The following is a 21,654-nucleotide window of genomic DNA, read 5'->3' as shown; positions in this document are numbered from 1 at the left end:
AACTATGCCGGAACTCACCTCTCAAACCTACACTCGCGCCGATGAAGCTTTCGATTGTCTGCAAACGGCCATCGTAAAAGGTGAGCTAGCACCCGGGGATAAAATTGGTGAACTGGATCTCTGTTCCCGTTTCGAATTAACCCGGGGCCCGCTTCGCGAAGCGCTTGGGCGCCTGGAGTCCCGTGGACTTCTGGTGCGTCGCCCTCATGCCGGTGTGAAAGTTGTCTCACTGAGCGCATCAGAGCTTGTGGAGTTGTATCGCATACGGGAAGTCATGGAAGGTCTGGCTGCCCGCCAGGCTGCTGAACGTATGACTGACCAGGAAATTGCGGATCTCCGGGCGACTCTGGACGCCCATGAAGCCATGATTGAGGAAGCCCGCGGGCAGGCCTATTATCAGGCAGAAGGGGATTATGATTTCCACCACCGTATAGCCACCGGCAGCCGCAATACCAAACTTGCCCAGATGCTTCTGGGCGATCTTTATTACATGGTGCGAATGTACAGGTACCGGTTAAGCACTTCTGCTGGCCGCCCCCATCGCGCTCTTGGAGAACACCGCCGCATTGTTGAAGCTATTGCTCATCGCGATGGCGAGCTTGCAGAGTTCCTGATGAAAAGACACATCAACGCGGCTCGCAGGAATATCGAGAAAAAGATTCAGCAAGGCGATTTAACTATCTGACAAAAAGGGGAAATACAATGTCCAGCCAGCAATCACCGGGCGCACGTTTTCGCAAAGCCCTCAAAGACAACCAACCACTGCAGATTGTGGGTGCAGTCAATGCCTACGCCGCGATGATGGCAGAGAAAGTAGGGCACCAGGCTATCTACCTGTCTGGCGGCGGCGTAGCGAATGCTTCCTATGGCCTGCCGGACCTTGGCATGACCACAATGAACGATGTGGTAGAAGATGTGCGTCGTATTACAGCTGCGTCCGACCTGCCCCTGCTGGTAGACATTGATACAGGGTGGGGCGGGGCCTTCAATATTGCCCGCACGATCCGCGAAATGGAGCGGGCAGGTGCAGCCGCTGTCCATATTGAGGATCAGGTTGCCCAGAAGCGCTGCGGACATCGTCCTAATAAGGAAATTGTTTCCAAAGAAGAAATGGTTGATCGTATTAAAGCAGCAGCAGACGCCCGTGTAGATAAAGACTTTTTCATCATGGCCCGCACCGACTCGTTCCAGAAAGAGGGGCTGGAAGCGGCCATTGATCGTGCCAAAGCCTGCATTGAGGCAGGTGCGGACGGTATTTTTGCGGAAGCCGTTAACGAGCTTGAGCATTACGAAGCCTTCTCTGAAGCCCTGGGTGATGTGCCCATTCTCGCGAATATCACTGAATTTGGCGCAACCCCGCTTTATAACCGCAAGGAGTTGGGCGAAGCCGGAGCTGCCATGGTGCTGTACCCACTGAGCGCCTTCCGTGCCATGAACAAGGCAGCGGTAACCGTGTATGAGAACATTCTGGAAAAGGGCGACCAGAAAGATGTGGTTGACCTTATGCAGACGCGTATGGAGCTGTACGATTATCTGAACTATCACGAGTTTGAGCAGAAGCTTGACCAACTGTTCCAGCAGTCCAAAAGCTGAACAGATACCAAATTACCTCCCGGGTGTCTGAACAAAAACGAGTGACCCGGGTAAACAGGAATAAGGGAGAGTAAACAATGGCAGATACAAAGAAAGTCGGTGGCGCTGGCCTGCGTGGCCAGGTAGCAGGTGAAACCGCCCTGTGTACCGTGGGTGAAACCGGAACCGGGCTGACCTATCGTGGATACGACGTCAGTGACCTGGCCGCAAACGCCCAGTTTGAAGAAGTGGCCTACCTGCTGTTGCGGGGCAAGCTGCCAAACCAGCAGGAGCTGGATGCTTACAAGAAAAAGCTTCAGAGCCTGCGCGGGCTGCCGGCTGAACTCAAAGCCGTTCTTGAGCAGATTCCGAAAGACGCGCACCCCATGGATGTTATGCGTACGGGTTGCTCTATGCTGGGCAACCTGGAAACCGAGCAGGATTTCAGTGAACAGGACGATAAAATCGACCGCATGCTGGCGGTTTTCCCGTCTATCATCACTTACTGGTATCGATTCGCCCACGAAGGCGTAAGAATCGAAACCGACAGTGATATCGATTCTATCGGCGGCCATTTCCTGGAACTGCTGCATGGCAAGAAGCCCAGCGAACTGCATGAACGGGTCATGAATGTATCCCTGATCCTTTATGCCGAGCATGAGTTCAACGCCTCAACCTTCACCGCCCGGGTGTGTGCCTCCACCCTGTCGGACATTCACAGCTGTGTAACCGGAGCCATTGGCACACTCCGTGGACCGCTGCATGGTGGTGCCAACGAAGCTGCGATGGAGCTGATACAGAAGTTCAAGACCCCGGATGAAGCTGAGGCCGGTCTGATGGGCATGCTTGAGCGCAAAGAAAAGATCATGGGCTTCGGACACGCTATCTATCGTGAATCCGATCCGCGTAACGTGATTATCAAGCAATGGTCTGAAAAGCTCGCAGAAGAAGTGGGGGATACCGTGCTGTATCCGGTCTCTGTGCGCTGTGAAGAAGTTATGTGGCGAGAGAAAAAACTGTTCTGCAACGCCGACTTCTTCCATGCCTCGACGTATCACTTCATGGGCATTCCCACAGAACTGTTCACCCCGATTTTTGTGATGTCGCGGGTATCTGGCTGGACGGCGCACGTGAAGGAGCAGAGGGCGAATAACCGGATTATCCGCCCGAGTGCCGACTATACCGGGCCAGAGCATGCCGAGTGGCTGCCGATTGAGAAGCGGGCTTAAAAAGATCACCCCCTCTCCCCAGGCCCCTCTCCCGCGAGGGGAGAGGGGAGTTTAACTGCAGCTCTCCATCTCTCGGAGTTGACTGTCCTCTTTTCTTAGAGTTGACAGCGTTCTATCTCTGGGGAGTTGGGAGTCCAGTCTTTATTCCCTCTCCCCTTGCGGGAGAGGGCCAGGGAGAGGGGGCCAACCTATTTTTATCAAGAGTACCTTCATGAACACCAACTACCGCAAACCCCTGCCAGGCACCGACCTGGATTATTTCGACACCCGCCAGGCCGTGGAAGACATTCAGCCTGGCGCTTACGATAAACTCCCATACACCTCCAGAATCCTCGCGGAACAGCTGGTTCGTCGCTGCGATCCCGACGCGCTGACCGATTCCCTCAAGCAGCTTATCGAACGCAAACGCGACCTCGATTTCCCCTGGTACCCGGCACGGGTAGTCTGTCATGACATTCTGGGTCAGACAGCCCTTGTGGATCTTGCAGGCCTTCGTGAAGCTATCGCCGAGAAGGGTGGTGACCCGGCTAAAGTAAACCCGGTAGTTCCCACGCAGCTGATTGTGGATCACTCTTTGGCTGTTGAGCACGCAGGCTTTGAGAAGGACGCCTTCGAAAAGAACCGTGAAATTGAAGACCGTCGTAACGATGATCGCTTCCACTTTATCGACTGGACTAAAAAGGCGTTCAAGAACGTCGACGTTATCCCACCGGGTAACGGCATCATGCACCAGATCAACCTCGAGAAAATGTCTCCGGTGGTGCAGGCACGTACCGATGGTGAAGGCAAAAAGGTGGCGTTTCCGGATACCTGCGTAGGCACCGACAGCCACACGCCTATGGTTGATGCGCTTGGTGTTATTTCCGTGGGCGTTGGCGGTCTGGAAGCCGAGAGTGTCATGCTTGGCCGTGCCTCCATGATGCGTCTGCCGGATATTGTGGGTGTAGAACTCACCGGCAAACTTCAGCCGGGTATCACCAGCACCGATATGGTGCTGGCCCTGACAGAGTTCCTGCGCACGGAACGAGTGGTAGGTGCTTATCTGGAGTTCTATGGCGAAGGCGCTGACAGTCTGACTATTGGTGACCGTGCCACGATCTCGAATATGACACCGGAATACGGCGCTACAGCTGCAATGTTCTACATTGATGGCCAGACCATCGATTACCTCAAGCTCACCGGTCGTGACGACGAGCAAGTGGCTCTGGTAGAAAAGTACGCAAAGCATACCGGCCTGTGGTCTGATTCCCTGAAAACCGCTGAATACGAGCGTATTCTCAGGTTTGATCTCTCCACTGTTGTTCGCACCCTGGCAGGCCCATCCAATCCCCACGCACATCTGCCAACCTCTGAACTTGCGTCACGCGGCATTGCCAGTGAGTGGGAGCAGGAAGAAGGTAAAATGCCGGATGGGGCTGTTATTATCGCTGCCATTACCAGTTGCACCAACACCAGTAACCCCCGCAACATGGTTGCTGCCGGCTTGATTGCCCGTAACGCCAACAAACTGGGCCTCAACCGCAAGCCCTGGGTGAAAACCTCTCTGGCACCAGGTTCCAAAACCGTCGAGATGTACCTTGACGAGGCCAAGCTGTTACCCGAGCTGGAGGATCTTGGCTTTGGTGTAGTGGGCTTCGCCTGCACTACCTGTAACGGCATGAGCGGTGCGCTGGACCCGGAAATCCAGAAGGAAGTGGTTGAGCGTGATTTGTACTCAACAGCAGTACTTTCCGGTAACCGGAACTTTGATGGGCGGATTCACCCTTACGCCAAGCAGGCTTTCCTGGCATCGCCACCACTGGTGGTCGCATACGCCATTGCAGGAACCATTCGTTTCGACATCGAAAAAGATGTGCTTGGCCATGATAAGGACGGTAACCCCGTTACCTTGAAGGACATCTGGCCAGACGATGCAGAAATCGATGCCATCGTACAGGAATCGGTAAAGCCAGAGCAGTTCCGCAGCACCTACATACCCATGTTTGACTTAACCCAGTCAGCTCATGCGAACGTCGATCCATTGTACGACTGGCGGCCCATGAGCACGTATATTCGTCGCCCGCCCTACTGGGAAGGTGGAATGGTTGGCGAAAAAGCCCTTAAAGGCATGCGCCCGCTGGCGGTGTTGCCCGATAACATCACCACGGACCACTTGTCGCCGTCCAACGCTATCCTCATGGACAGCGCCGCCGGTGAATACCTGCACAAAATGGGCGTGCCGGAAGTGGATTTCAACTCCTATGCTACCCACCGGGGCGACCACCTCACCGCTCAGCGCGCCACGTTTGCCAACCCGAAACTGTTCAACGAAATGGTACGGGATGAAAATGGTGAAGTAAGGCAAGGCTCTCTGGCGCGAGTCGAGCCGGAAGGCGAGGTGACCCGCATGTGGGAGGCCATTGAGACCTACATGGAGCGCAAACAGCCGCTGATTATCATTGCCGGTGCTGACTATGGTCAGGGCTCCTCCCGCGACTGGGCCGCCAAAGGCGTTGCCCTGGCAGGCGTAGAAGCCATTGTTGCGGAAGGCTTTGAGCGTATTCACCGCACCAACCTGGTGGGCATGGGTGTTATGCCGTTGCAGTTTGAAGAAGGTACCACCCGCAAGACTCTTGAAATCGATGGCTCTGAAACCTTTGATGTGGAAGGCAAGGCAGCGCCCGGGGCCAAACTGACCCTGGTTATTCACCGTAAGGACGGCCGCTCTGAGCGGGTACCGGTGATCTGTCGTCTGGACACCGCAGAGGAACAGTCCATTTATTCTGCGGGCGGCGTTCTGCAGCGCTTTGCCGAAGACTTTCTGCAGTCGGAAGGTGCAGCGTGAACCATAAGGACAACACTATGAGCTACGCTCCACAAATCCGGGTGCCTGCCACGTATATGCGTGGCGGCACCAGCAAAGGCATGTTCTTCCGCCTGGATGATCTTCCTGAAAAGGCCCGGAACCCAGGCCCTGAACGGGACCGGCTTCTGCTCCGGGTGATTGGCAGCCCGGACCCTTACCAGAAGCATACCGATGGTATGGGCGGAGCCACGTCCAGCACCAGCAAAACAGTGATTCTGAGCAAAAGCACGCAAGAGAATCACGATGTGGATTACCTGTTTGGTCAGGTTGCGATTGATAAGCCTGTGATCGACTGGAGCGGCAATTGCGGCAACCTGACGGCCGCCGTGGGTGCATTTGCTATCAACAGTGGCTATGTGCCCCAAGACCGTATTCCTGAAAACGGAACAGCGGTTGTACGCATATGGCAGGCGAATATCCGTAAAACCATCATCGCCAACGTGCCTATCACCAACGGTGAGGTTCAGGAAACCGGAGACTTTGAGCTGGACGGGGTGACTTTCCCGGCTGCAGAAGTGCAAGTGGAGTTCATGGACCCGGCCGATGCGGAAGGCTCCATGTTCCCCACAGGAAACCTGGTGGATGAGCTGGACGTGCCAGGTATCGGTACCTTGCAGGCAACCATGATCAACGCTGGCATTCCCACGGTATTCATCAATGCAGAAGCCGTGGGCTACAGTGGCACAGAGCTGCAGGATGCTATCAACAGCGACCCTGAAGCACTGGCAATGTTTGAGACCATTCGTGCCCACGGCGCGGTCAAAATGGGTCTGATCGAGACCATCGACGACGCGGTTGCCAGACAACACACGCCAAAAGTCGCTTTCGTCGCGCCACCAGCAGGCTACACTGCATCCAGTGGCAAGGAGATTGCCGCCAGTGATATCGATGTGCTGGTACGTGCGCTGTCCATGGGCAAACTGCATCACGCCATGATGGGCACAGCGGCCGTTGCCATTGCCATTGCGGCGGCCATTCCCGGAACACTGGTGAACCTTGCAGCCGGTGGTGGCGATCGCACGTCGGTAACCTTTGGTCATCCCTCTGGCACCCTGCAGGTTGGCGCAGAAGCCAAAGAAGTCCAGGGTCAGTGGGTGGCGACGAAAGCCGTGATGAGCCGCAGTGCGCGGATTCTGATGGAAGGCTGGGTACGTGTACCTGACGTAACCCAGGTCTGACTTCAGTTACCTGTAAACGTAAACCGGATAGGAGAAACAAGATGTCTGCAACATTCGATCTTAACGAGCGGCCCGACTACGATGACGTTCTGCAGCGAATTGCAGACTACGTTCTGACGTATCGGGTGAAAAGTAAGGAAGCGCTGAATACCGCCCGCCTGTGCCTGGAGGACACCCTCGGGTGCGGTTTGCTGGCGCTGCGCTTTCCTGAATGCACCAAGCATCTCGGGCCGATGGTGGAAGGTACTGTTGTGCCCCATGGCGCCCGTGTGCCGGGAACGTCGTTTCGACTGGACCCGGTTAAAGCAGCCTGGGATATCGGCTGTATTGTGCGCTGGCTGGATTATAACGATACCTGGCTGGCGGCCGAGTGGGGACATCCCTCAGATAACCTGGGCGCCATCCTGGCGGTGGCCGACCATCTGTCGCAGAGGCGCGTAGCCGAGGGTAAAGACCCGATTACGATGCGTGACGTTCTGGAAGCCATGGTGATGGCCCACGAAATTCAGGGTGTGTTGGCGCTGGAAAACTCCTTCAACCGGGTGGGTCTGGACCACGTAGTGCTGGTGAAAGTTGCCTCAACAGCGGTTACCGCCAGGCTTATGGGCGCCAGCCGTGAGCAGCTGCTTTCCGCACTTTCCCACGCGTGGGTGGATGGGCAGGCGCTGCGAACCTATCGTCACGCACCCAATGCGGGCTCCCGGAAATCCTGGGCGGCCGGGGATGCAACCTCCCGGGCTGTTCGCCTTGCAGACATTGCCATGCGGGGTGAAATGGGCATCCCCAGTGCCCTGACTGCGCCCCAATGGGGCTTCTACGATGTGCTGTTCAGTAAAACCAACAAGGACCAGGCGCTGAAGCCGGGAGACAAGCGGCAGTTTTCAATACCGCAGGAGTTTGGCTCTTATGTGATGGAGAACATACTGTTCAAAGTGTCCTTTCCGGCGGAGTTTCACGCCCAGACAGCGGCAGAAGCTGCCGTAACGTTACACCCGGAGGTACGGAACCGTCTGGATGACATTGACCGGATCGTGATCACCACCCATGAATCTGCCATTCGTATTATTTCCAAAGTCGGTGAGCTGTCGAATGCGGCAGACAGGGATCACTGCCTGCAATACATGACGGCCGTGCCGCTGATTTTCGGAGATCTGGTGGCTGAGCATTATGAGGACAGCTTTCACGAAGCCAACCCCATCATTGATCAGCTCAGAGAGAAAATGGAAGTGGTTGAGGATGAGCGGTATACCCGTGAATACCTTGAGGAGGATAAGCGCTCGATTGCCAACGCCCTGCAGGTATTCTTCAAGGATGGCTCAAGTACCGAGCAGATTGCTGTGGAGTATCCGATTGGCCATCGCAGGCGCAGAGAGGAAAGCATCCCGCTGCTTGCAGACAAGTTCCGGGCCAATCTGGAATCACGCTTTCCGGAGCAACAGTGCGATCAGATAATATCTGTGTGTGACAGCCAGAAAAAACTGGAAAAAATGCCGGTTCATGATTTCGTGAGTATGTTTGTCATTTGATCCGGCAAACACAGACTTACTTGCCCCCGGGGGACAGTGGCTTAACATTGTCCCCCGCACCTACGCTTTTTCTTCGGGCTGACTGCCCAGCCGGAAAAATCGTCGCCAGCCGGTTATCAATGCGCTCAAGTGCTTCTGCCATGCGCAGCAGGGCACTGGTTGCAGCGCCGAAATCGTCCGGGTCGGGCGTGTTTTTTACCACGGGCACCTCGTCCCCATCCCCCAACAAATCCCTGCTGATATCCTTCAGATCATGGGGGTCAATGAACGGCCTGTCCTCGGCGTAGGCGCACATCATCATGCCATCGCACAGTTTGTTGATCAGCCGTGGAATACCCCGGCTGAGTTTGTGTATCTGGCGGACCGTATCAGCATCAAACAGCTTGTTACTGCCGTGACCGGAAACCAGAAGCCGATGCTCAATATACTCGGTGGTTTCTTCAAGTGTGAGGCCTTCGAGATGGAAAAAAAGTTTCACTCTCTGGGCTAGCTGAGGAATACTCAGAACAGCCTGCTTCAACTCTGGTTGCCCAAGCAGAATGACCCTCATGGATGGACCACTCATACTTTCCATCCCGGCCAGCATCCGGATGTCCTCCAGGTTTTCCCGGGTAAGGTTCTGTGCTTCATCAATTGTCAGGACAACCGGTGTACCGGCGGCCGCCATTTTCTCCAGGTAATCTGTCACCTGGAACAGCATAGAAACCTTGCTTTCTGTAGTCGCTTTTATACCCGCCTTGTGCAGAATCAGACCAAACAAGTCTCTGGATTCGAGGTTGGTGTAGGCGATATTGATTAACTTCAGGTTGCCATCGAGATTGCGAAGGGTTTTCTTCAACAGGGTTGTCTTGCCGGACCCTATTTCGCCACTGACAACCACAAAACCTTCCGAGCTCCAGATTGCGGACGACATGTACACATACGCACGTGAGTGCTGCTTGCTCATGTAGATGAAGTCGTCTTCCGGAGTGATGCGGAACGGATGTCTGTGAAGACCAAAAAACTCGAGATACATAGTCAGTTCCTGTTTCCTGGATCAGGCAAGGCGAACCATCTGATCGCTGCGCAGCAGAGTTTTGTCCGGATCATAAGTATTGTAGCTGTCGCTGACAGTTCCGAACCTGAAATCTCCCAGCAAGCGCTCAAGGCGCCCATAACATCGATCCAGGTTAGTGTAGTGGCGAAAACGGGAAAACCAGCTTGCGTTAGTGTAACGGGGCTGCCCCGGGTCAATCTCCCAGGGGTGCAGATAGAACATCTGCGGCCGGGCGCCAGACCCTGAAGCATTATAAAACAAGTAGCGAAACAGCGGGTAGGGAAACTGGCGAAAATAACCGCCCCCGGCCGCAGGTATTGAAAGCCCCATAATATGAGCGGTGGTCAGTGGAAACTCACGAATAACGGCACCGCTGGCGGTTTCAATTGAATAGGGTGCAGACGGCGAGTCCGGTATGCCATAGCGGTCGTGGCGTATAGGGAAAATGCTTGAATCCCAGGTAAAACCCGCTTCGCTGAGAATATCCAGAGCCCAGAGAGAGCGTCGGGTTATAGAATAACTTGCTGCACGGTAACCCTCCACGGCCGTGCCAGTGATGTCTTCAAGCAGGGCTTTGGAGCGAAGTGTCTCCTGCCGGAATTCTTCAGGGGGCTGGTTGTAAATCAACTGGTGACTGTATCCATGAGACGCGATTTCATGACCATGATCGGATAATTTTCGCACAAGCGCGGGAAATCGCTCGGCTACCCACCCCAACACAAAAAAGGTCGCCTTAACCTGGTGCTTATCAAACAGCATGAGCAGGCGTTCGGTATTCTGCTCTACCCGGGAAGGGAGGCTGTCCCACTGGTGTGGCCGGATCACATTGGAAAGTGCAGCAACGTGGAAATAATCCTCCACGTCTATACTCATCGCGTGCAGGGGGGATTGTCCTGTATTTCTTGGTCGTGCGTCCGAGCCTGGCATGGGTACTCCTTCCCAGTCATTCCATTTGGTTAAGTTTTGCTCACACAGCGCATAAATACAATTATTGTGGTCTGTGATTCGCACTCACTGTCAATCTAGTGTAAGTTTATGTTACAGCAAGATACAATATGTTGAGTTTAAGTTTTTATCGGTACAGAATAGGCCATAAATAAAAAAAAGAACCGGTGGTTAGGGGTCGTTCAGCAGAAGTCTGAACGTGGGCTGCCGGAACATTTGCAGTTGGTCTGGCGCAGGTATCTGTGCGGACGACAAGGAAGTTCGACGTGTCGTATATACGGTTCAGAACGCATTACCTTCATACTCCCTATCTGGTGCTGGCGGCGCTGGAGTTTCTCGTATTATTTGCCATTTTTTCCTTTCTTGCGCTGCTGCTCACGCTGGCAGGCGTGGGTTATCCCTCCGTTGATACCAATTTTCTGTCCGCCATTCTGTTTGCGCTCATTCTGAGTTGTGGAACCCTTGCCATGGGCGGCTATCTGGTCATGGTTTATGAAAGCACTTCAGCACTTTTCTTCCGCACCCTGGTTGCCTACTGCTTTGTTGGCGGAATAGGGCTCAAGCTGCTTTATCTGGTTTTTCCCTCTGCCAATCCCGGCAGCACAAATCTGTTCTGGGCGGTTATTGCCGCCTCCATCATCGTGATTGTGATGCGGCTTCTGTTTCTTCGGGTCGTCGACTCGGAACAGCTGGTCCGGCGTGTGGTAATTTTTGGTGCCGGTGACTTTGCCGCCAATCTGCTGGATGAGTACGAGCAAAACATGCGGGCTCTGGGGGTTCGCATTATAGGCTGTATTGCAGAGAAACCGGAGGGAGCGGTTGCTGCGGACAACTTGCTGCCTACACCCAGTAATTTGTACAGGTTTTGCCGCCAGAACCGGATTTCCGAAATTGTGATTGCGCAGCAGGAGCGCCGTCGCAAAGAAGGTGGGTGGCTGCCGGTTCCGGATCTGATGGAGTGCAAGTTGCGAGGAATTGCAGTAACCAGCGGCGTAGATTTCTATGAGCGGGAACTGAAAAAAGCCAAACTGGATATGGTCCATCCCTCATGGATTGTTTTTTCTGACGGGTTTAAAGCTTCAAAGACCCGGGCTTTGGCCAAACGTGCCCTTGATCTGTTAATCAGCCTTACGCTTTTGCTGATCACGTTCCCGTTCATCATTCTCACCGCACTTGCGGTATATCTGGAAACCGGGCGGCCCATACTTTACAGCCAGACCCGGGTTGGTGTGCTTGGCAAAGAGTTTCGCATCTATAAATTCCGCAGCATGCGGCAGGATGCTGAAAAAGATGGCAAAGCCCGCTGGGCCTCTGCGAATGACATCCGGGTGACCCGGGTCGGCGCTTTCATACGCAACACCCGGTTAGACGAGTTACCACAGCTTTATAACGTAATTAAAGGCGAAATGAGCATTGTAGGACCGCGCCCGGAACGGCCCGAGTTTGTTGCGGAGCTGAAAGAAAAGATTCCTTTTTATGATACCCGACATTATGTGAAACCTGGCTTAATGGGCTGGGCGCAGCTTAAATACCCTTATGGGGCATCTGTTGAAGACGCCCGGGGGAAGCTGGAATACGATCTTTATTACTCTAAAAATCACAGCCTGTTGATGGATTTCCTGATAATGATTCAGACAGTGGAAGTCATTCTTCTGGGCAAAGGCGTTCGGTAACCGAAAACAAAGAACAAAAAGGCGGAGAGTGTTTATGAGTATCACCAAGCTTATTCAGGCTGTAGTAGTCGCTTGCATTACATTGCTAATGGTTGCCTGCTCCGGGTTGCCATCGTCTGCCCAGATGCCTCCGGTATCCGAGCTGGAGAGTGAGCCTTATGAAATCGGAGTGGGGGATACCATTGCTATCCATGTATGGCGTAACCCTGAACTGGGACAGTCTATCGTGGTACGGCCGGACGGTTTTATTTCCATGCCTTTAATGGGTGATGTCAAAGCTGAAGGTAAAGAGCCGGAGCAGCTGGCATCGGAAATCAGCGACACGCTGGGCGAGTTTATCCGCACCCCGGAGGTAACGGTGATGGTCACCAGCCCCCTGAGCAAGGAGTTCAGAAACCGTATCCGTATTACCGGGCAGGTTGCATCACCCCAGTCTGTGGCCTTTCAGCCGGGAATGACTGTTCTGGACATTGTGCTCATGGCCGGAGGTGTTACAGATTTTGCCGCTGATAACCGCGCTGTACTTCACCGCCAACTGGATGGTGAGTACCAGAGTTTTGGTCTGGATCTGGACGCCATTCTCAGTGATGGCGACATGATGACCAATCATGCTCTGCAGCCGGGTGACGTGATCAGCGTTCCACGTAAGCAACTGTTCCGGGGCGAACTCTGATGGATATACAGTTCATTCTTGATACCCTCCGGGCGGTAAAGCTAGAGCTTTACCGGTACAGGTTGGCAGCGGTCATCATATTTATGGTGGTGACGGCCGGGGTGTTGACGCTGGGCTATGTAACACCAAAAAGCTACACCTCCCAGGCTGTTTTATACGCCGACCAGTCGAATATTCTTGAGCCACTGCTCCGGGGTAAAGCAGAGCTGACACAGCTTGACCGCATAAACGAAGCTCGAGAGATGATGCAGAGCCGGTCCTTTCTGGAGCAGATATCGCTGGATACAGGGCTGCTCAAAGGCGGCGAGACAGACGCCGCCCGCAATGAAAAAATCAGCAGTCTGCGTAAACAGATCGGGATTCGGGTATCAAACCGGAACTTTCTCGAGCTGAGTTATACCAGTGACAACCCTGACACATCCTTTCAGGTACTCAGTGCCGTACTCAACCGGTTTGTTGAGCGCACAGTACGTAAAAAGCGCTCCGAGAGCCAGGGCGCGTTTGCGTTCATCGACTCACAGGTAAAAACCTATCAACGCCAGCTTGAAGAAGCGGAGCAACGCCTGAAAGAGTTTAAGTCCGGTAACCAGGACGGTACGGAAGGCAATGTCCTGTCCAGAATCGAGAACCTGCGGCGCAATATTGAAAACCTGAAGCTGGAAATTCAGCAGACCGAGTCGGAAGTTGAGCTTACGCAGAAACAGCTCGCTCAGGAGCAGCCGGTACGCCGCATTACTGTAGACCCAGGGAAGTCTTCCGCTGAACGGCGACTGTTTGCGATGCGTCAGGAGCTGGACTCTTTATTGCTGCGTTACCACGAGCGGCATCCGGACATTATAAGCATCAAGGGTCAGATTGCCGATCTTGAAGAGCGTGTCCGGACCCGGCCTGATGACGCAAGAGAAGGCGGTGTGACCGAGGTGATGGAAAACCCGGTTTACGAAAACCTGAAAATCCAGTTATCTGAAAAGACAACCCAGCTTGCAGTGCAAAAAAATCGCCTGGCCTCGCTGGAGCGATTGCTTGATGAAGCGTTTGAGCGTTCTCAGCGTGTTGCGGAAAACCAGGCAGAACTATCAGAGCTTACACGGGATTATGATGTTACCCGTGGGGTATACGAGGACATGCTGCAGCGCCGGGAGAAAGCACGGTTATCCATGACGCTGGATGTGCAGGGTGAGGGGGTAAGCTACAAAATCCAGGAGCCAGCCTCATACCCGACTCAATGGGACGGCCTCCAGCTTTATCAGGTTGGACTTGCAGGACCGTTCCTGGGCAGTGCCATGGTGCTGGGCTTGCTCGTTTTGCTGGTCATGTTTGATCAGCGTGTCCGCTCACCACGCACACTGCAGCTGGCATTGCCTGCTGGCATTTCTGTATTAACCACGATTCCCCATTACCGAAGTACCTGGAAAGACCGGCTGTTGCGCAAGGATGTCTGGTTGATTCTGGTTGTACTTACCGTCTTCATGACCGCTTACCTTGCTATTCTGGTGTTCAGTGTCCTGGGCATTACCCCGGAGCAGCTGGTTAATAAAGCCGGTGAAATAACCGGGCTTGGGGGTAATTGATGGACGATAACAAACTATACAACGCGCTTCTCAAAAGCCAGGGCGAGCGCAGTCGTTCCGGGAGTGAACGGGGTGAAGCCAGCGTTGAGGACAACTTTCGCAAGGAGCGTCCTTATGCCGATTCGGAGCAGGGCCGGCCGAACTGGATCCGGGTGGACAGCAACGATAATGAGCATCCCCCTACGCTATACGATTCGTCTGTCTCCCTGTCACTGATTGCCAACCCCAGACCATGGAGTCGGGAGCAACTGCGTGAACGGAAGATCATTTATTCCGGCATGCCGGACAAGAAGGTGATGGATGCGTATCGGGAGTTACGCATTCAGTTGCGAAACCTGGCTCACGGCGACCGCTTTACGGTGATGTTCAGTAGTCTGGGCAGTAACGGTTCGGAAGGCGTGTTGACAGCGTTTAATCTGGCCACGGCACTTGCACTGGACTCTCACACCTCCGCTTTGCTGGTGGATTGCGACCCATATAACGATGAGCTCGACAGCCTGGTTTCCAGCCCGATGGACAAAGGCGTTACGGATTTTGTGTCCGATCACACCCTGAGCATCCGCTCGATCCTCTATCCAAGCGGTATTGAGCGGCTGTCAGTGGTTCCTGCGGGCACCCAGGCATCGTCGGCGGTTGAACTGTTTGCGTCGGTTCGCATGCGTGAGCTGATCACTGAGTTGCAGACCCGTTATCCGGATCGTTGCATTGTGCTGAACGTGCCGCCTTTCCGGGAAAATACGGAAGCCAGGATTATTGAACGATTTGCCGATCAGGTCGTCTTCGGTGTCCCGTTCGGGGAAGTGACCGGAGAAACCATAGCAGAGTCAGTGGATGCACTGGATTCTGATAAATTCTCCGGCCTGATTTTTCAGGAGTAACCAATGGACTGCACAGCAGGGAATGCCAAAAAGTACAGCCTGATTACCTTATGTCTTGGTGTAACGTGTGCAGCCTGGTCGCTGGCGGCCAGCGCTCAGGGGCTGAGTGACGATGTAAAAACACTTTCCGGATCAGCCTCGGTATTCACCGGCATCACCCACACCCGGACCGACCGGGGTACTGGCACTGATACCAATACAGAGCCCAGTATCGGCGTTTCTGGTCGCATTGGCGGATCGCTGGAGCGAGGCGCTAACGCCCTTGCTCTGCAGTATGGAGGCACGCTGGAAACCAGTCGCGATACAGCAGACGGAGGCCAAACAGATAACAGCTCTATTACTGGTGCGTCCCGCTATGACTATTTCGATCCTGGTAGTCGCTTTGATTTTAATCTGGGGCATACGGTCCGTTCGGTGCGTGACGATACCGGTTTTGTGGTGAACCCGTCCAGTTACGAGACCCGAAACACACTGAGTGCGGGCGCTGGGGTAAGGTTTTATCCAGGGGAGCTTTCAACACTGAGATTTTTCGGGCAAGCGGGCCGTAGCTTCGGTGAAGGCGACCTGAATGACCAGGAATCCTACACGGTAGGTAGCGAGTTCTCACGAAGGCTGAGTACACGCTCTACAGCTGGGTTGAACGTAAGTCGAAGCTGGTCTGATGAACGTGACACCGACATTACCATTGATTCTGCGCAACTGGTGTACAACCTGCTGCTGGAAAACGGAAGCTTCAGCATAGGCGCCGGAGGCAGCTGGGCTGAAACCGACTATGGCGGCGGCAGCACAAGCGATTATGACGCAGTTACCGGGTTTGTGGAGCGCAGCTGGGAGACGACTGACTGGAGTACCGCTGTGAAATACAACCGGAGCATGTCTGACAGCGCCACCGATTTGTCGCTGAATATGCCGCCGGCTTTTTCCTTTATGCCAGACAGCATCCGGTTACGGGAACTTGTGGTCAAAGACTCTGTAAGGATCAGCCACCAGAACCGGCGGCTTTGTAATGGCTGCAGTCTGGGGTTGTATGCAGAGGGTTCGCTTCTGGAATCTCAGAGGACAGGCAATACCCGCCATGAGTATCGTGGCGGCGTCAACCTGGGCTATCAGTTGACCAACCTTCAGAGATTGAACTTTGGTTATAGCTGGCAAGGTGATGCCGATGACGATGCCGACGTAATTGTTGAACAGATCCATCGGATTAGTACCGGCTGGATGCGGCAGCTTGATGAGAATACGAGCTTTGGAGTGCAACTGATTCAGTCTTACCTGCGTTCGGATTCAACCAGAGACGATCAGGACCAGTTCGAGTTGCGCTTTATTCTGAGTCGTGGCTTCTCCATGAGCGGACAGCGTTGAGAACCGGACAGAAAGGACTGCGTAGTAATAATAAAACCAGGAATGGAAGCATGTTTGAGCAAAGGAAGGAAATAAGGCTGCCACCGGAAACCCCGCCACAGCTGATCGTGGTTATCGATACCGAAGAGGAGTTCGACTGGAACGCTGAACCGGATGCGAAAGCCAACCGGGTTTCTGCGATGGCCCATATTGACCGGGTCCAGACGATTTTTAACGAGTATGGCATCCGCCCCTGCTATGTGATTGATTATCCCGTGGCAAGCCAGCCACGGGGTTATGGATTACTGAAGCAGTTTGCAGAGAAGGGGCAGTGTGAAATCGGCGCCCACCTGCATCCCTGGGTAAACCCGCCTCAGGAGGAGGTACTGTCGCGTTCCAATATGTACCCGGGCAACCTTCCCAAAAGCCTCGAGCACGAAAAACTGCGTGTATTAAGCAACACGATTCAACAGAACTTCGGCCAGGCGCCGATTGCCTACAAGGCAGGGCGCTATGGCTTCGGTCCCAATACCACCGACATCCTCCAGGATCTGGGGTTCAGTATAGATTTGTCTGTGTGCCCGCCACTGGATGCCCGGAGTGATGGCGGACCGGACTACCGCCGGTTTGATGCACACCCATTCTGGTTTGGCGGCACTGATGCCCCTATTCTGGAGATCCCTTGCACAGGCGGTTTCATTGGCTGGGGGCAGCCTGTCGCGATCCCACTGTTTGAAGCTGCACAGAAACTGCGCCGGCTCAGGGCACCGGGCATTCTGGCCCGGGCCGGGGCTGTTGACCGGCTTATGTTATCGCCGGAGGGGTTCACGCCTGCAGAACACATAAAACTGACTAACGCGCTTTATAAACAGGGTGTACGCACGTTTACCTGGAGCTTCCACAGCCCCAGCGTGGTGCCTGGAAACACCTCGTATGTGCAGAACGAGGCGCAGCTAAAGGCGTTTCTGGACAGCTTCCGGCAATTCTTTGATTTTTTCTTCAATAAATTAGGTGGGCAAGCGTCATCGCCTGCGTCTATTCGCACGTATATGGAGAGTATGGCATGAAGGTGCTCGGGATATCCCCTCTGGACAAGGATTCAACCGTCTCGATTGCGGAAGATGGACACATACTGTTTGCAGCAGGTGAGGAACGCTTTACCAGAACCAAACAGCAAACAGGCTTTCCAAGACACGCCCTGGAAAAAGCACTGTCATACACAGGGCTTTCCATGAGCGATTTTGACCAGGTCTGCTATCCGTTTCTTACCTGGGAAAACGAACACAAACTGTTCACAAAAAATCTGGAAGACGAAAAGACTTTTATAAAAGAATTTCAGCCTGCAGACCTTGGCCCACAGATCAGGGAAGCGCTGAGTCGGGTGCCTGACCGGAACCAGCCAATCCATGGCCTTGAGCATCCGAATGCGATTATGGAAAAGGGCTTTTTGCACAATTCCTACTACAACATGGCAGGGGTCCAGAAACTGTCGTCCAATAATGCCGCACTGAAATCCTCCAGGCATTGGGGCGAAAGTGCCACAGAGTCTTTCCGCCAGTGGGAGAATGAACTGGTTCAGGGGTTGAGTGAAAGGGGCTGGACCGGGCCTGTTAAACGCATGGAGCATCATTTGTCCCATGCCGCCAACAGCTTTCTGTGCAGTGGGTATGAGCGCGCCTTATGTGTAACTCTGGATGGTTATGGCTCGGGGCTGGCCGGCTCGGTCAGTGAAGCCCGTGATGGCAAAATTCACCGCCTGCATGGGCTCCCATACCCGAACTCCCTTGGCACTCTGTATGAGCATGTAACCTCCAGCCTCGGGTTCAAACCCAGCAGGCATGAAGGCAAAATTGTGGGTCTGGCCTCTTACGGCGATCCGCAGATTCTTGGCGACGTACTGCTCTCCCGCATACAGCAGACACCGGGAGATTTCAGAATCTATGAAGCGAACAATGTGTTTTTCTCCCGCTATCTGGCTTCAAAGTTTCCCAAAATCGACGTTGCTGCAGCTTACCAGTATGTGCTGGAGGAAGTGGCAACCAACTACATACGCTACTGGGTACAAAAGACTGGCATTGATACGATTGTGCTCTCTGGCGGTGTTACTGCGAACGTAAAGCTGAACCAGCGCATATTTGAGATAGAGGGTGTGAATCACATCTTTGTGTACCCGAATATGGGCGATGGTGGCTGCGGCACGGGTGCTGCGCTTTATCACAGCTGGCCGGGGGGTGTGAAACCGTCCATTACCAACGCTTATATGGGGCCAGACTATTCTGAAACAGAGCTTGAAGCAGCACTGAAAGCTCAGAACCTCCAATATCGCCGGCCTGAACATCTGGCAGCAGAAGTGGCTGCACTGATTCATGGGGGCGAAGTGGTCGCCCGATTCGACGGACGCATGGAGTATGGCCCCAGAGCTCTGGGTAATCGCTCCATTCTTTATCATGCCCGCGAACCTGAAGTGAACCAGTGGCTTAATAACCGCCTGGGTCGTACGGAGTTTATGCCATTTGCTCCGGTAACTCTCTACGAGGCCCGGGAAAAGTGCTATCACAATATTAAAGGCGCAGAGCACGCCGCTGAATTCATGACGATTACCTTTGATTGTACTGAGTTTATGCGGGAGAACTGCCCGGCCGCGGTACATGTGGATGGCACGGCACGACCACAGCTGATACGCCGGGAAGCGAATCCGGGCTATTACGACATACTGGTTGAATACGAAAAACTTAGCGGTATACCCAGCCTGATCAACACCAGCTTCAACATGCATGAAGAACCCATTGTGAATTCACCGGACGATGCGGTGAGGGCCTTTATGCAGGGAGCTCTGGATTATCTGGCGATAGGCCCGTTTCTGGTAAAACACCCCAATCCAGTCCACTGATCTGGCAAGGATGTAACGCCATGACAGCAGGAATGCTGGCAGTGACAACAGAACCCGCCGCCGCGTGCGCAGTACTGCGTGACGAATGGCTGGATCTTGAGCAGCGTGCAGAGCCCACGGTGTTTCTTTCCTGGCAATGGCTCGGGCACTGGCTGCGAGTTTACCGCCCGGATGCGTTGGTGCTTCGGGTCAGGGAAGAAGGCCGGCTGGTCGGGCTGGGCCTGATAGTGGAAACCGAGGAGCGTCGCCACGGCGTTCTGAAGTCCCGTTGTCTTCGCCTGCACCAGACGGGCCACAAGATGCTTGATCAGATCTGGATTGAGTACAACGGCTTCCTGGCTGAGCGAGGCAAGGAAGATGTTGTCGCCAAAGCCTGTCTGAATCACCTGTGCCGGAACATGCCGGGCTGGGATGAGTTTATCCTTGGCGCCATTGATGCCGACGAAGCGGATCAGTATGCCCGGATTACCGGGCTGTACAAACACCTGCGCTGGGAAGCGCCTTGCTTTGGTGTGGACCTTGAGGGCCTGCGTCGTAATGGGGAAGGGTATCTTGAGACACTTTCCCGCAATACCCGATACCAGATTAACCGCGCTCACCGGCGGTATTGCAAGCGTGGCACAGTCAGGCTTGTACGGCCTGATTCAGTGGAAGAAGCTGTAGCAACGTTTGATCAGATCGGCCCGAGGCACCTTGAACGCTGGGGCAGCGGTCCTGACCAAAGCGGGTTTGCCAACCCGGATTTTGTGCGCTTCCACCGGGAGTTGATTCGCTCTGAGTGGAAGCAGGGTGGCGTTGATCTGGTTCGTGTGATGGTGGGAGATGAACAGATCGCCTGCTTTTACAACCTGCTACATAATCAGGTTGTGTATTTTTACCTGGGCGGCATGGCTGTGGAAGCTGATAATCGCCTGAAACCCGGTTTGCTGGGGCACAGCCTGTGTATTGAGGACTACCGGGAACGCGGTTTCAAGTATTACGACTTTATGGGCGGAGACGAGCGTTATAAATCCAACCTTGGTCAGTTCCACCGCAATCTGGTGCAGGTTGCCTTACAGCGCCCGCGGTTCAAGCTCAAGCTTGAGGACGTTGCCCGCCGGGCAAGAAACCGTTGGCTTGGGGAGGTAAGTGTCAGTAATGAACGCTGAACTGCAAGCCCGGTCTTCCAGGTTTAACCTGTTTCCGGCGTCGGAATACGATAACTATGTGGCCGGCCACCCTGAAGCAACGCCATACCACAGCAGTGCCTGGCTGCAGGCTGCCGAATCCTCGTATGGCCACCCGGGCTGGCTGGTTACCGTAAACCGTAACGGACATCTTTGCGGTGTGCTGCCCCTGCTTGAAGTAAAGCGCCCATTCGGCGCGAAAAGCCTCGTGTCCCTGCCGTTCTGTGATCTGGGTGGTGTGCTGGCAGATAACGAAGAAATCAAGGAATGGCTGATTGCCGAGGCCTGGGTGCTGGCTGACGAAAAGCGTATTAACACTCTGGAAATTCGTGAAGGTGGCTCTGTCGTCGAGGGTCCGCAGCAGTCACTGCCTGTCGGTACAAAAGTGCGGATGCTGTGCGACTTGCCCGATACCAGTGAAGCATTATTTAAAAGCTACAAACCCAAGCTACGCAGCCAGATACGGAAGGCAGAAAAGAATGGGCTTCGGGCGGAATTGCGTACAGACGCAGACGCCGTCAACCTGTTTTATCAGGTGTTCACCCGGAACATGCGCAGACTTGGCTCTCCGGTTCACAGTGCACAGTGGTTTCAAGAGCTGAAAGCGGCCTATGGAGACAGCCTGCTGGTAGGTCTTGTCTTTCACAACGGGCAACCTGTAGCCGCCGGTATTGTGCTGCTGGCTGGCAAGGAAGCCTGTATTCCCTGGGCCTCCACATTAGAAGCATTTAACCGGCTTGCGCCTAATATGCTGCTGTACTGGACTCTGTTGAGCCATGTTTGTGATGCAGGCTGCTCCCGGTTCGACTTTGGTCGCTCCACTATCGGAGAGGGCACTTACCGCTTTAAAAAGCAATGGGGCGCTGAACCCCATGGATTGAACTGGGCGGAATACCGCGGTGGTATAACAACCCCCGCTGTTGTATCAGATGGCGGTAATAACGCAGCGATAGCTTCGCGGCTCAGGCCATTCATTGAAGGAGCCTGGCGACAGTTACCACTGCCAATTGCCAACTGGCTTGGCCCTAAACTCCGACGGTATATAACCTTATGACACTTTTATTGCTGCTAACACTGTCGTGTCTTGCCATGCCTGTATATGTGTACCTGGGGTACCCGGCCATATTGTGGTTA

The 21,654-nt window shown here is 54.2% G+C and carries 17 protein-coding genes; 15 read left to right on the top strand and 2 right to left on the bottom strand.

All coding sequences use genetic code 11. From position 1 onward, the window contains the following. Nucleotides 1–4: 4 nt before the first annotated feature. From FFI95_RS08350 to prpD, 6 genes are all read left to right on the top strand, one after another. Nucleotides 5–685: a GntR family transcriptional regulator gene (locus tag FFI95_RS08350; protein ID WP_144822434.1), complete on the top strand. Its 681-nt coding sequence runs from the start codon at nt 5–7 to the stop codon at nt 683–685. Nucleotides 686–702: 17 nt separating this feature from the next. Then, nucleotides 703–1,593, top strand: coding sequence for a methylisocitrate lyase (gene prpB / locus FFI95_RS08345; RefSeq protein WP_144821965.1), 891 nt, complete (start codon nt 703–705; stop codon nt 1,591–1,593). A 77-nt stretch (nt 1,594–1,670) separates the two neighbouring features. Next, nucleotides 1,671–2,801 carry a bifunctional 2-methylcitrate synthase/citrate synthase gene (gene prpC / locus FFI95_RS08340; protein WP_144821964.1) on the top strand — a complete coding sequence of 377 codons (1,131 nt, stop codon included), beginning with the start codon at nt 1,671–1,673 and terminating at the stop codon, nt 2,799–2,801. A gap of 211 nt (nt 2,802–3,012) precedes the next feature. Then, complete coding sequence (gene acnD / locus FFI95_RS08335; protein ID WP_144821963.1) at nt 3,013–5,625, top strand: Fe/S-dependent 2-methylisocitrate dehydratase AcnD; 2,613 nt, start codon at nt 3,013–3,015, stop codon at nt 5,623–5,625. Nucleotides 5,626–5,642: 17 nt separating this feature from the next. Beyond that, a complete protein-coding gene (gene prpF / locus FFI95_RS08330; protein ID WP_144821962.1) occupies nt 5,643–6,824 on the top strand; it encodes a 2-methylaconitate cis-trans isomerase PrpF in 1,182 nt (393 codons plus the stop codon). A 41-nt stretch (nt 6,825–6,865) separates the two neighbouring features. Continuing rightward, nucleotides 6,866–8,350, top strand: coding sequence for a 2-methylcitrate dehydratase (gene prpD, locus FFI95_RS08325; RefSeq protein ID WP_144821961.1), 1,485 nt, complete (start codon nt 6,866–6,868; stop codon nt 8,348–8,350). Between the two features lie 16 nt (nt 8,351–8,366). On the opposite strand, the gene FFI95_RS08320 is transcribed toward prpD, so the two are convergent. Both FFI95_RS08320 and FFI95_RS08315 read right to left on the bottom strand, forming a co-directional pair. Beyond that, entirely contained in the window at nt 8,367–9,365 is a 999-nt protein-coding gene (locus FFI95_RS08320; RefSeq protein ID WP_144821960.1) for an ExeA family protein, read from the bottom strand. Nucleotides 9,366–9,386: 21 nt separating this feature from the next. Beyond that, nucleotides 9,387–10,313 carry an XrtA system polysaccharide deacetylase gene (locus FFI95_RS08315; RefSeq protein ID WP_144821959.1) on the bottom strand — a complete coding sequence of 309 codons (927 nt, stop codon included), beginning with the start codon at nt 10,311–10,313 and terminating at the stop codon, nt 9,387–9,389. Nucleotides 10,314–10,597: 284 nt separating this feature from the next. Between FFI95_RS08315 and FFI95_RS08310 the strand changes: the two genes are divergently transcribed. From FFI95_RS08310 to FFI95_RS08270, 9 genes are read left to right on the top strand one after another with little or no spacing between them, the layout of a single operon-like run. After that, nucleotides 10,598–12,004: a TIGR03013 family XrtA/PEP-CTERM system glycosyltransferase gene (locus FFI95_RS08310; RefSeq protein ID WP_144821958.1), complete on the top strand. Its 1,407-nt coding sequence runs from the start codon at nt 10,598–10,600 to the stop codon at nt 12,002–12,004. A 34-nt stretch (nt 12,005–12,038) separates the two neighbouring features. After that, nucleotides 12,039–12,677 carry an XrtA/PEP-CTERM system exopolysaccharide export protein gene (locus FFI95_RS08305; protein ID WP_144821957.1) on the top strand — a complete coding sequence of 213 codons (639 nt, stop codon included), beginning with the start codon at nt 12,039–12,041 and terminating at the stop codon, nt 12,675–12,677. Continuing rightward, the gene (locus FFI95_RS08300; RefSeq protein WP_144821956.1) at nt 12,677–14,248 is read left to right on the top strand and encodes an XrtA system polysaccharide chain length determinant; all 1,572 of its coding nucleotides are present in this window, start codon (nt 12,677–12,679) and stop codon (nt 14,246–14,248) included. Before FFI95_RS08305 ends, FFI95_RS08300 begins: the two co-directional genes overlap by 1 nt. Continuing rightward, a complete protein-coding gene (locus FFI95_RS08295) occupies nt 14,248–15,126 on the top strand; it encodes a P-loop NTPase family protein (RefSeq protein WP_144821955.1) in 879 nt (292 codons plus the stop codon). The genes FFI95_RS08300 and FFI95_RS08295 overlap by 1 nt, the downstream gene beginning before the upstream one ends. A 3-nt stretch (nt 15,127–15,129) precedes the next feature. After that, on the top strand, nt 15,130–16,485 hold the full coding sequence (locus FFI95_RS08290) for a hypothetical protein (protein WP_144821954.1): 1,356 nt from the start codon (nt 15,130–15,132) through the stop codon (nt 16,483–16,485). 50 nt (nt 16,486–16,535) lie between these two features. Continuing rightward, nucleotides 16,536–17,531, top strand: a complete 996-nt coding sequence (locus FFI95_RS08285; RefSeq protein WP_144821953.1) for a polysaccharide deacetylase family protein — start codon at nt 16,536–16,538, stop codon at nt 17,529–17,531. Then, on the top strand, nt 17,528–19,354 hold the full coding sequence (locus FFI95_RS08280) for a carbamoyltransferase family protein (RefSeq protein WP_144821952.1): 1,827 nt from the start codon (nt 17,528–17,530) through the stop codon (nt 19,352–19,354). The genes FFI95_RS08285 and FFI95_RS08280 overlap by 4 nt, the downstream gene beginning before the upstream one ends. Nucleotides 19,355–19,374: 20 nt before the next feature. After that, nucleotides 19,375–20,502, top strand: a complete 1,128-nt coding sequence (locus tag FFI95_RS08275; RefSeq protein ID WP_186311982.1) for a GNAT family N-acetyltransferase — start codon at nt 19,375–19,377, stop codon at nt 20,500–20,502. Then, a complete protein-coding gene (locus tag FFI95_RS08270; protein ID WP_144821951.1) occupies nt 20,492–21,574 on the top strand; it encodes a FemAB family XrtA/PEP-CTERM system-associated protein in 1,083 nt (360 codons plus the stop codon). The genes FFI95_RS08275 and FFI95_RS08270 overlap by 11 nt, the downstream gene beginning before the upstream one ends. Nucleotides 21,575–21,654 lie beyond the last annotated feature (80 nt).

It is taken from the genome of Marinobacter piscis (assembly GCF_007671655.1).
Lineage (GTDB): Bacteria > Pseudomonadota > Gammaproteobacteria > Pseudomonadales > Oleiphilaceae > Marinobacter > Marinobacter piscensis.
Note: the sequence above shows the minus strand (reverse complement) of the source record. Positions and strands in the feature narration are given on the sequence as shown.

Excerpts from the sequence above, each read along its gene's own strand:
- FFI95_RS08350 (WP_144822434.1), top strand. The coding sequence starts at position 5 with ATGCCGGAACTCACCTCTCAAACCTACACTCGCGCCGATGAAGCTTTC.
- prpB (WP_144821965.1), top strand. The coding sequence starts at position 703 with ATGTCCAGCCAGCAATCACCGGGCGCACGTTTTCGCAAAGCCCTCAAA.
- prpC (WP_144821964.1), top strand. The coding sequence starts at position 1,671 with ATGGCAGATACAAAGAAAGTCGGTGGCGCTGGCCTGCGTGGCCAGGTA.
- acnD (WP_144821963.1), top strand. The coding sequence starts at position 3,013 with ATGAACACCAACTACCGCAAACCCCTGCCAGGCACCGACCTGGATTAT.
- prpF (WP_144821962.1), top strand. The coding sequence starts at position 5,643 with ATGAGCTACGCTCCACAAATCCGGGTGCCTGCCACGTATATGCGTGGC.
- prpD (WP_144821961.1), top strand. The coding sequence starts at position 6,866 with ATGTCTGCAACATTCGATCTTAACGAGCGGCCCGACTACGATGACGTT.
- FFI95_RS08320 (WP_144821960.1), bottom strand. The coding sequence starts at position 9,365 with ATGTATCTCGAGTTTTTTGGTCTTCACAGACATCCGTTCCGCATCACT.
- FFI95_RS08315 (WP_144821959.1), bottom strand. The coding sequence starts at position 10,313 with ATGCCAGGCTCGGACGCACGACCAAGAAATACAGGACAATCCCCCCTG.
- FFI95_RS08305 (WP_144821957.1), top strand. The coding sequence starts at position 12,039 with ATGAGTATCACCAAGCTTATTCAGGCTGTAGTAGTCGCTTGCATTACA.
- FFI95_RS08300 (WP_144821956.1), top strand. The coding sequence starts at position 12,677 with ATGGATATACAGTTCATTCTTGATACCCTCCGGGCGGTAAAGCTAGAG.
- FFI95_RS08295 (WP_144821955.1), top strand. The coding sequence starts at position 14,248 with ATGGACGATAACAAACTATACAACGCGCTTCTCAAAAGCCAGGGCGAG.
- FFI95_RS08290 (WP_144821954.1), top strand. The coding sequence starts at position 15,130 with ATGGACTGCACAGCAGGGAATGCCAAAAAGTACAGCCTGATTACCTTA.
- FFI95_RS08285 (WP_144821953.1), top strand. The coding sequence starts at position 16,536 with ATGTTTGAGCAAAGGAAGGAAATAAGGCTGCCACCGGAAACCCCGCCA.
- FFI95_RS08280 (WP_144821952.1), top strand. The coding sequence starts at position 17,528 with ATGAAGGTGCTCGGGATATCCCCTCTGGACAAGGATTCAACCGTCTCG.
- FFI95_RS08275 (WP_186311982.1), top strand. The coding sequence starts at position 19,375 with ATGACAGCAGGAATGCTGGCAGTGACAACAGAACCCGCCGCCGCGTGC.
- FFI95_RS08270 (WP_144821951.1), top strand. The coding sequence starts at position 20,492 with ATGAACGCTGAACTGCAAGCCCGGTCTTCCAGGTTTAACCTGTTTCCG.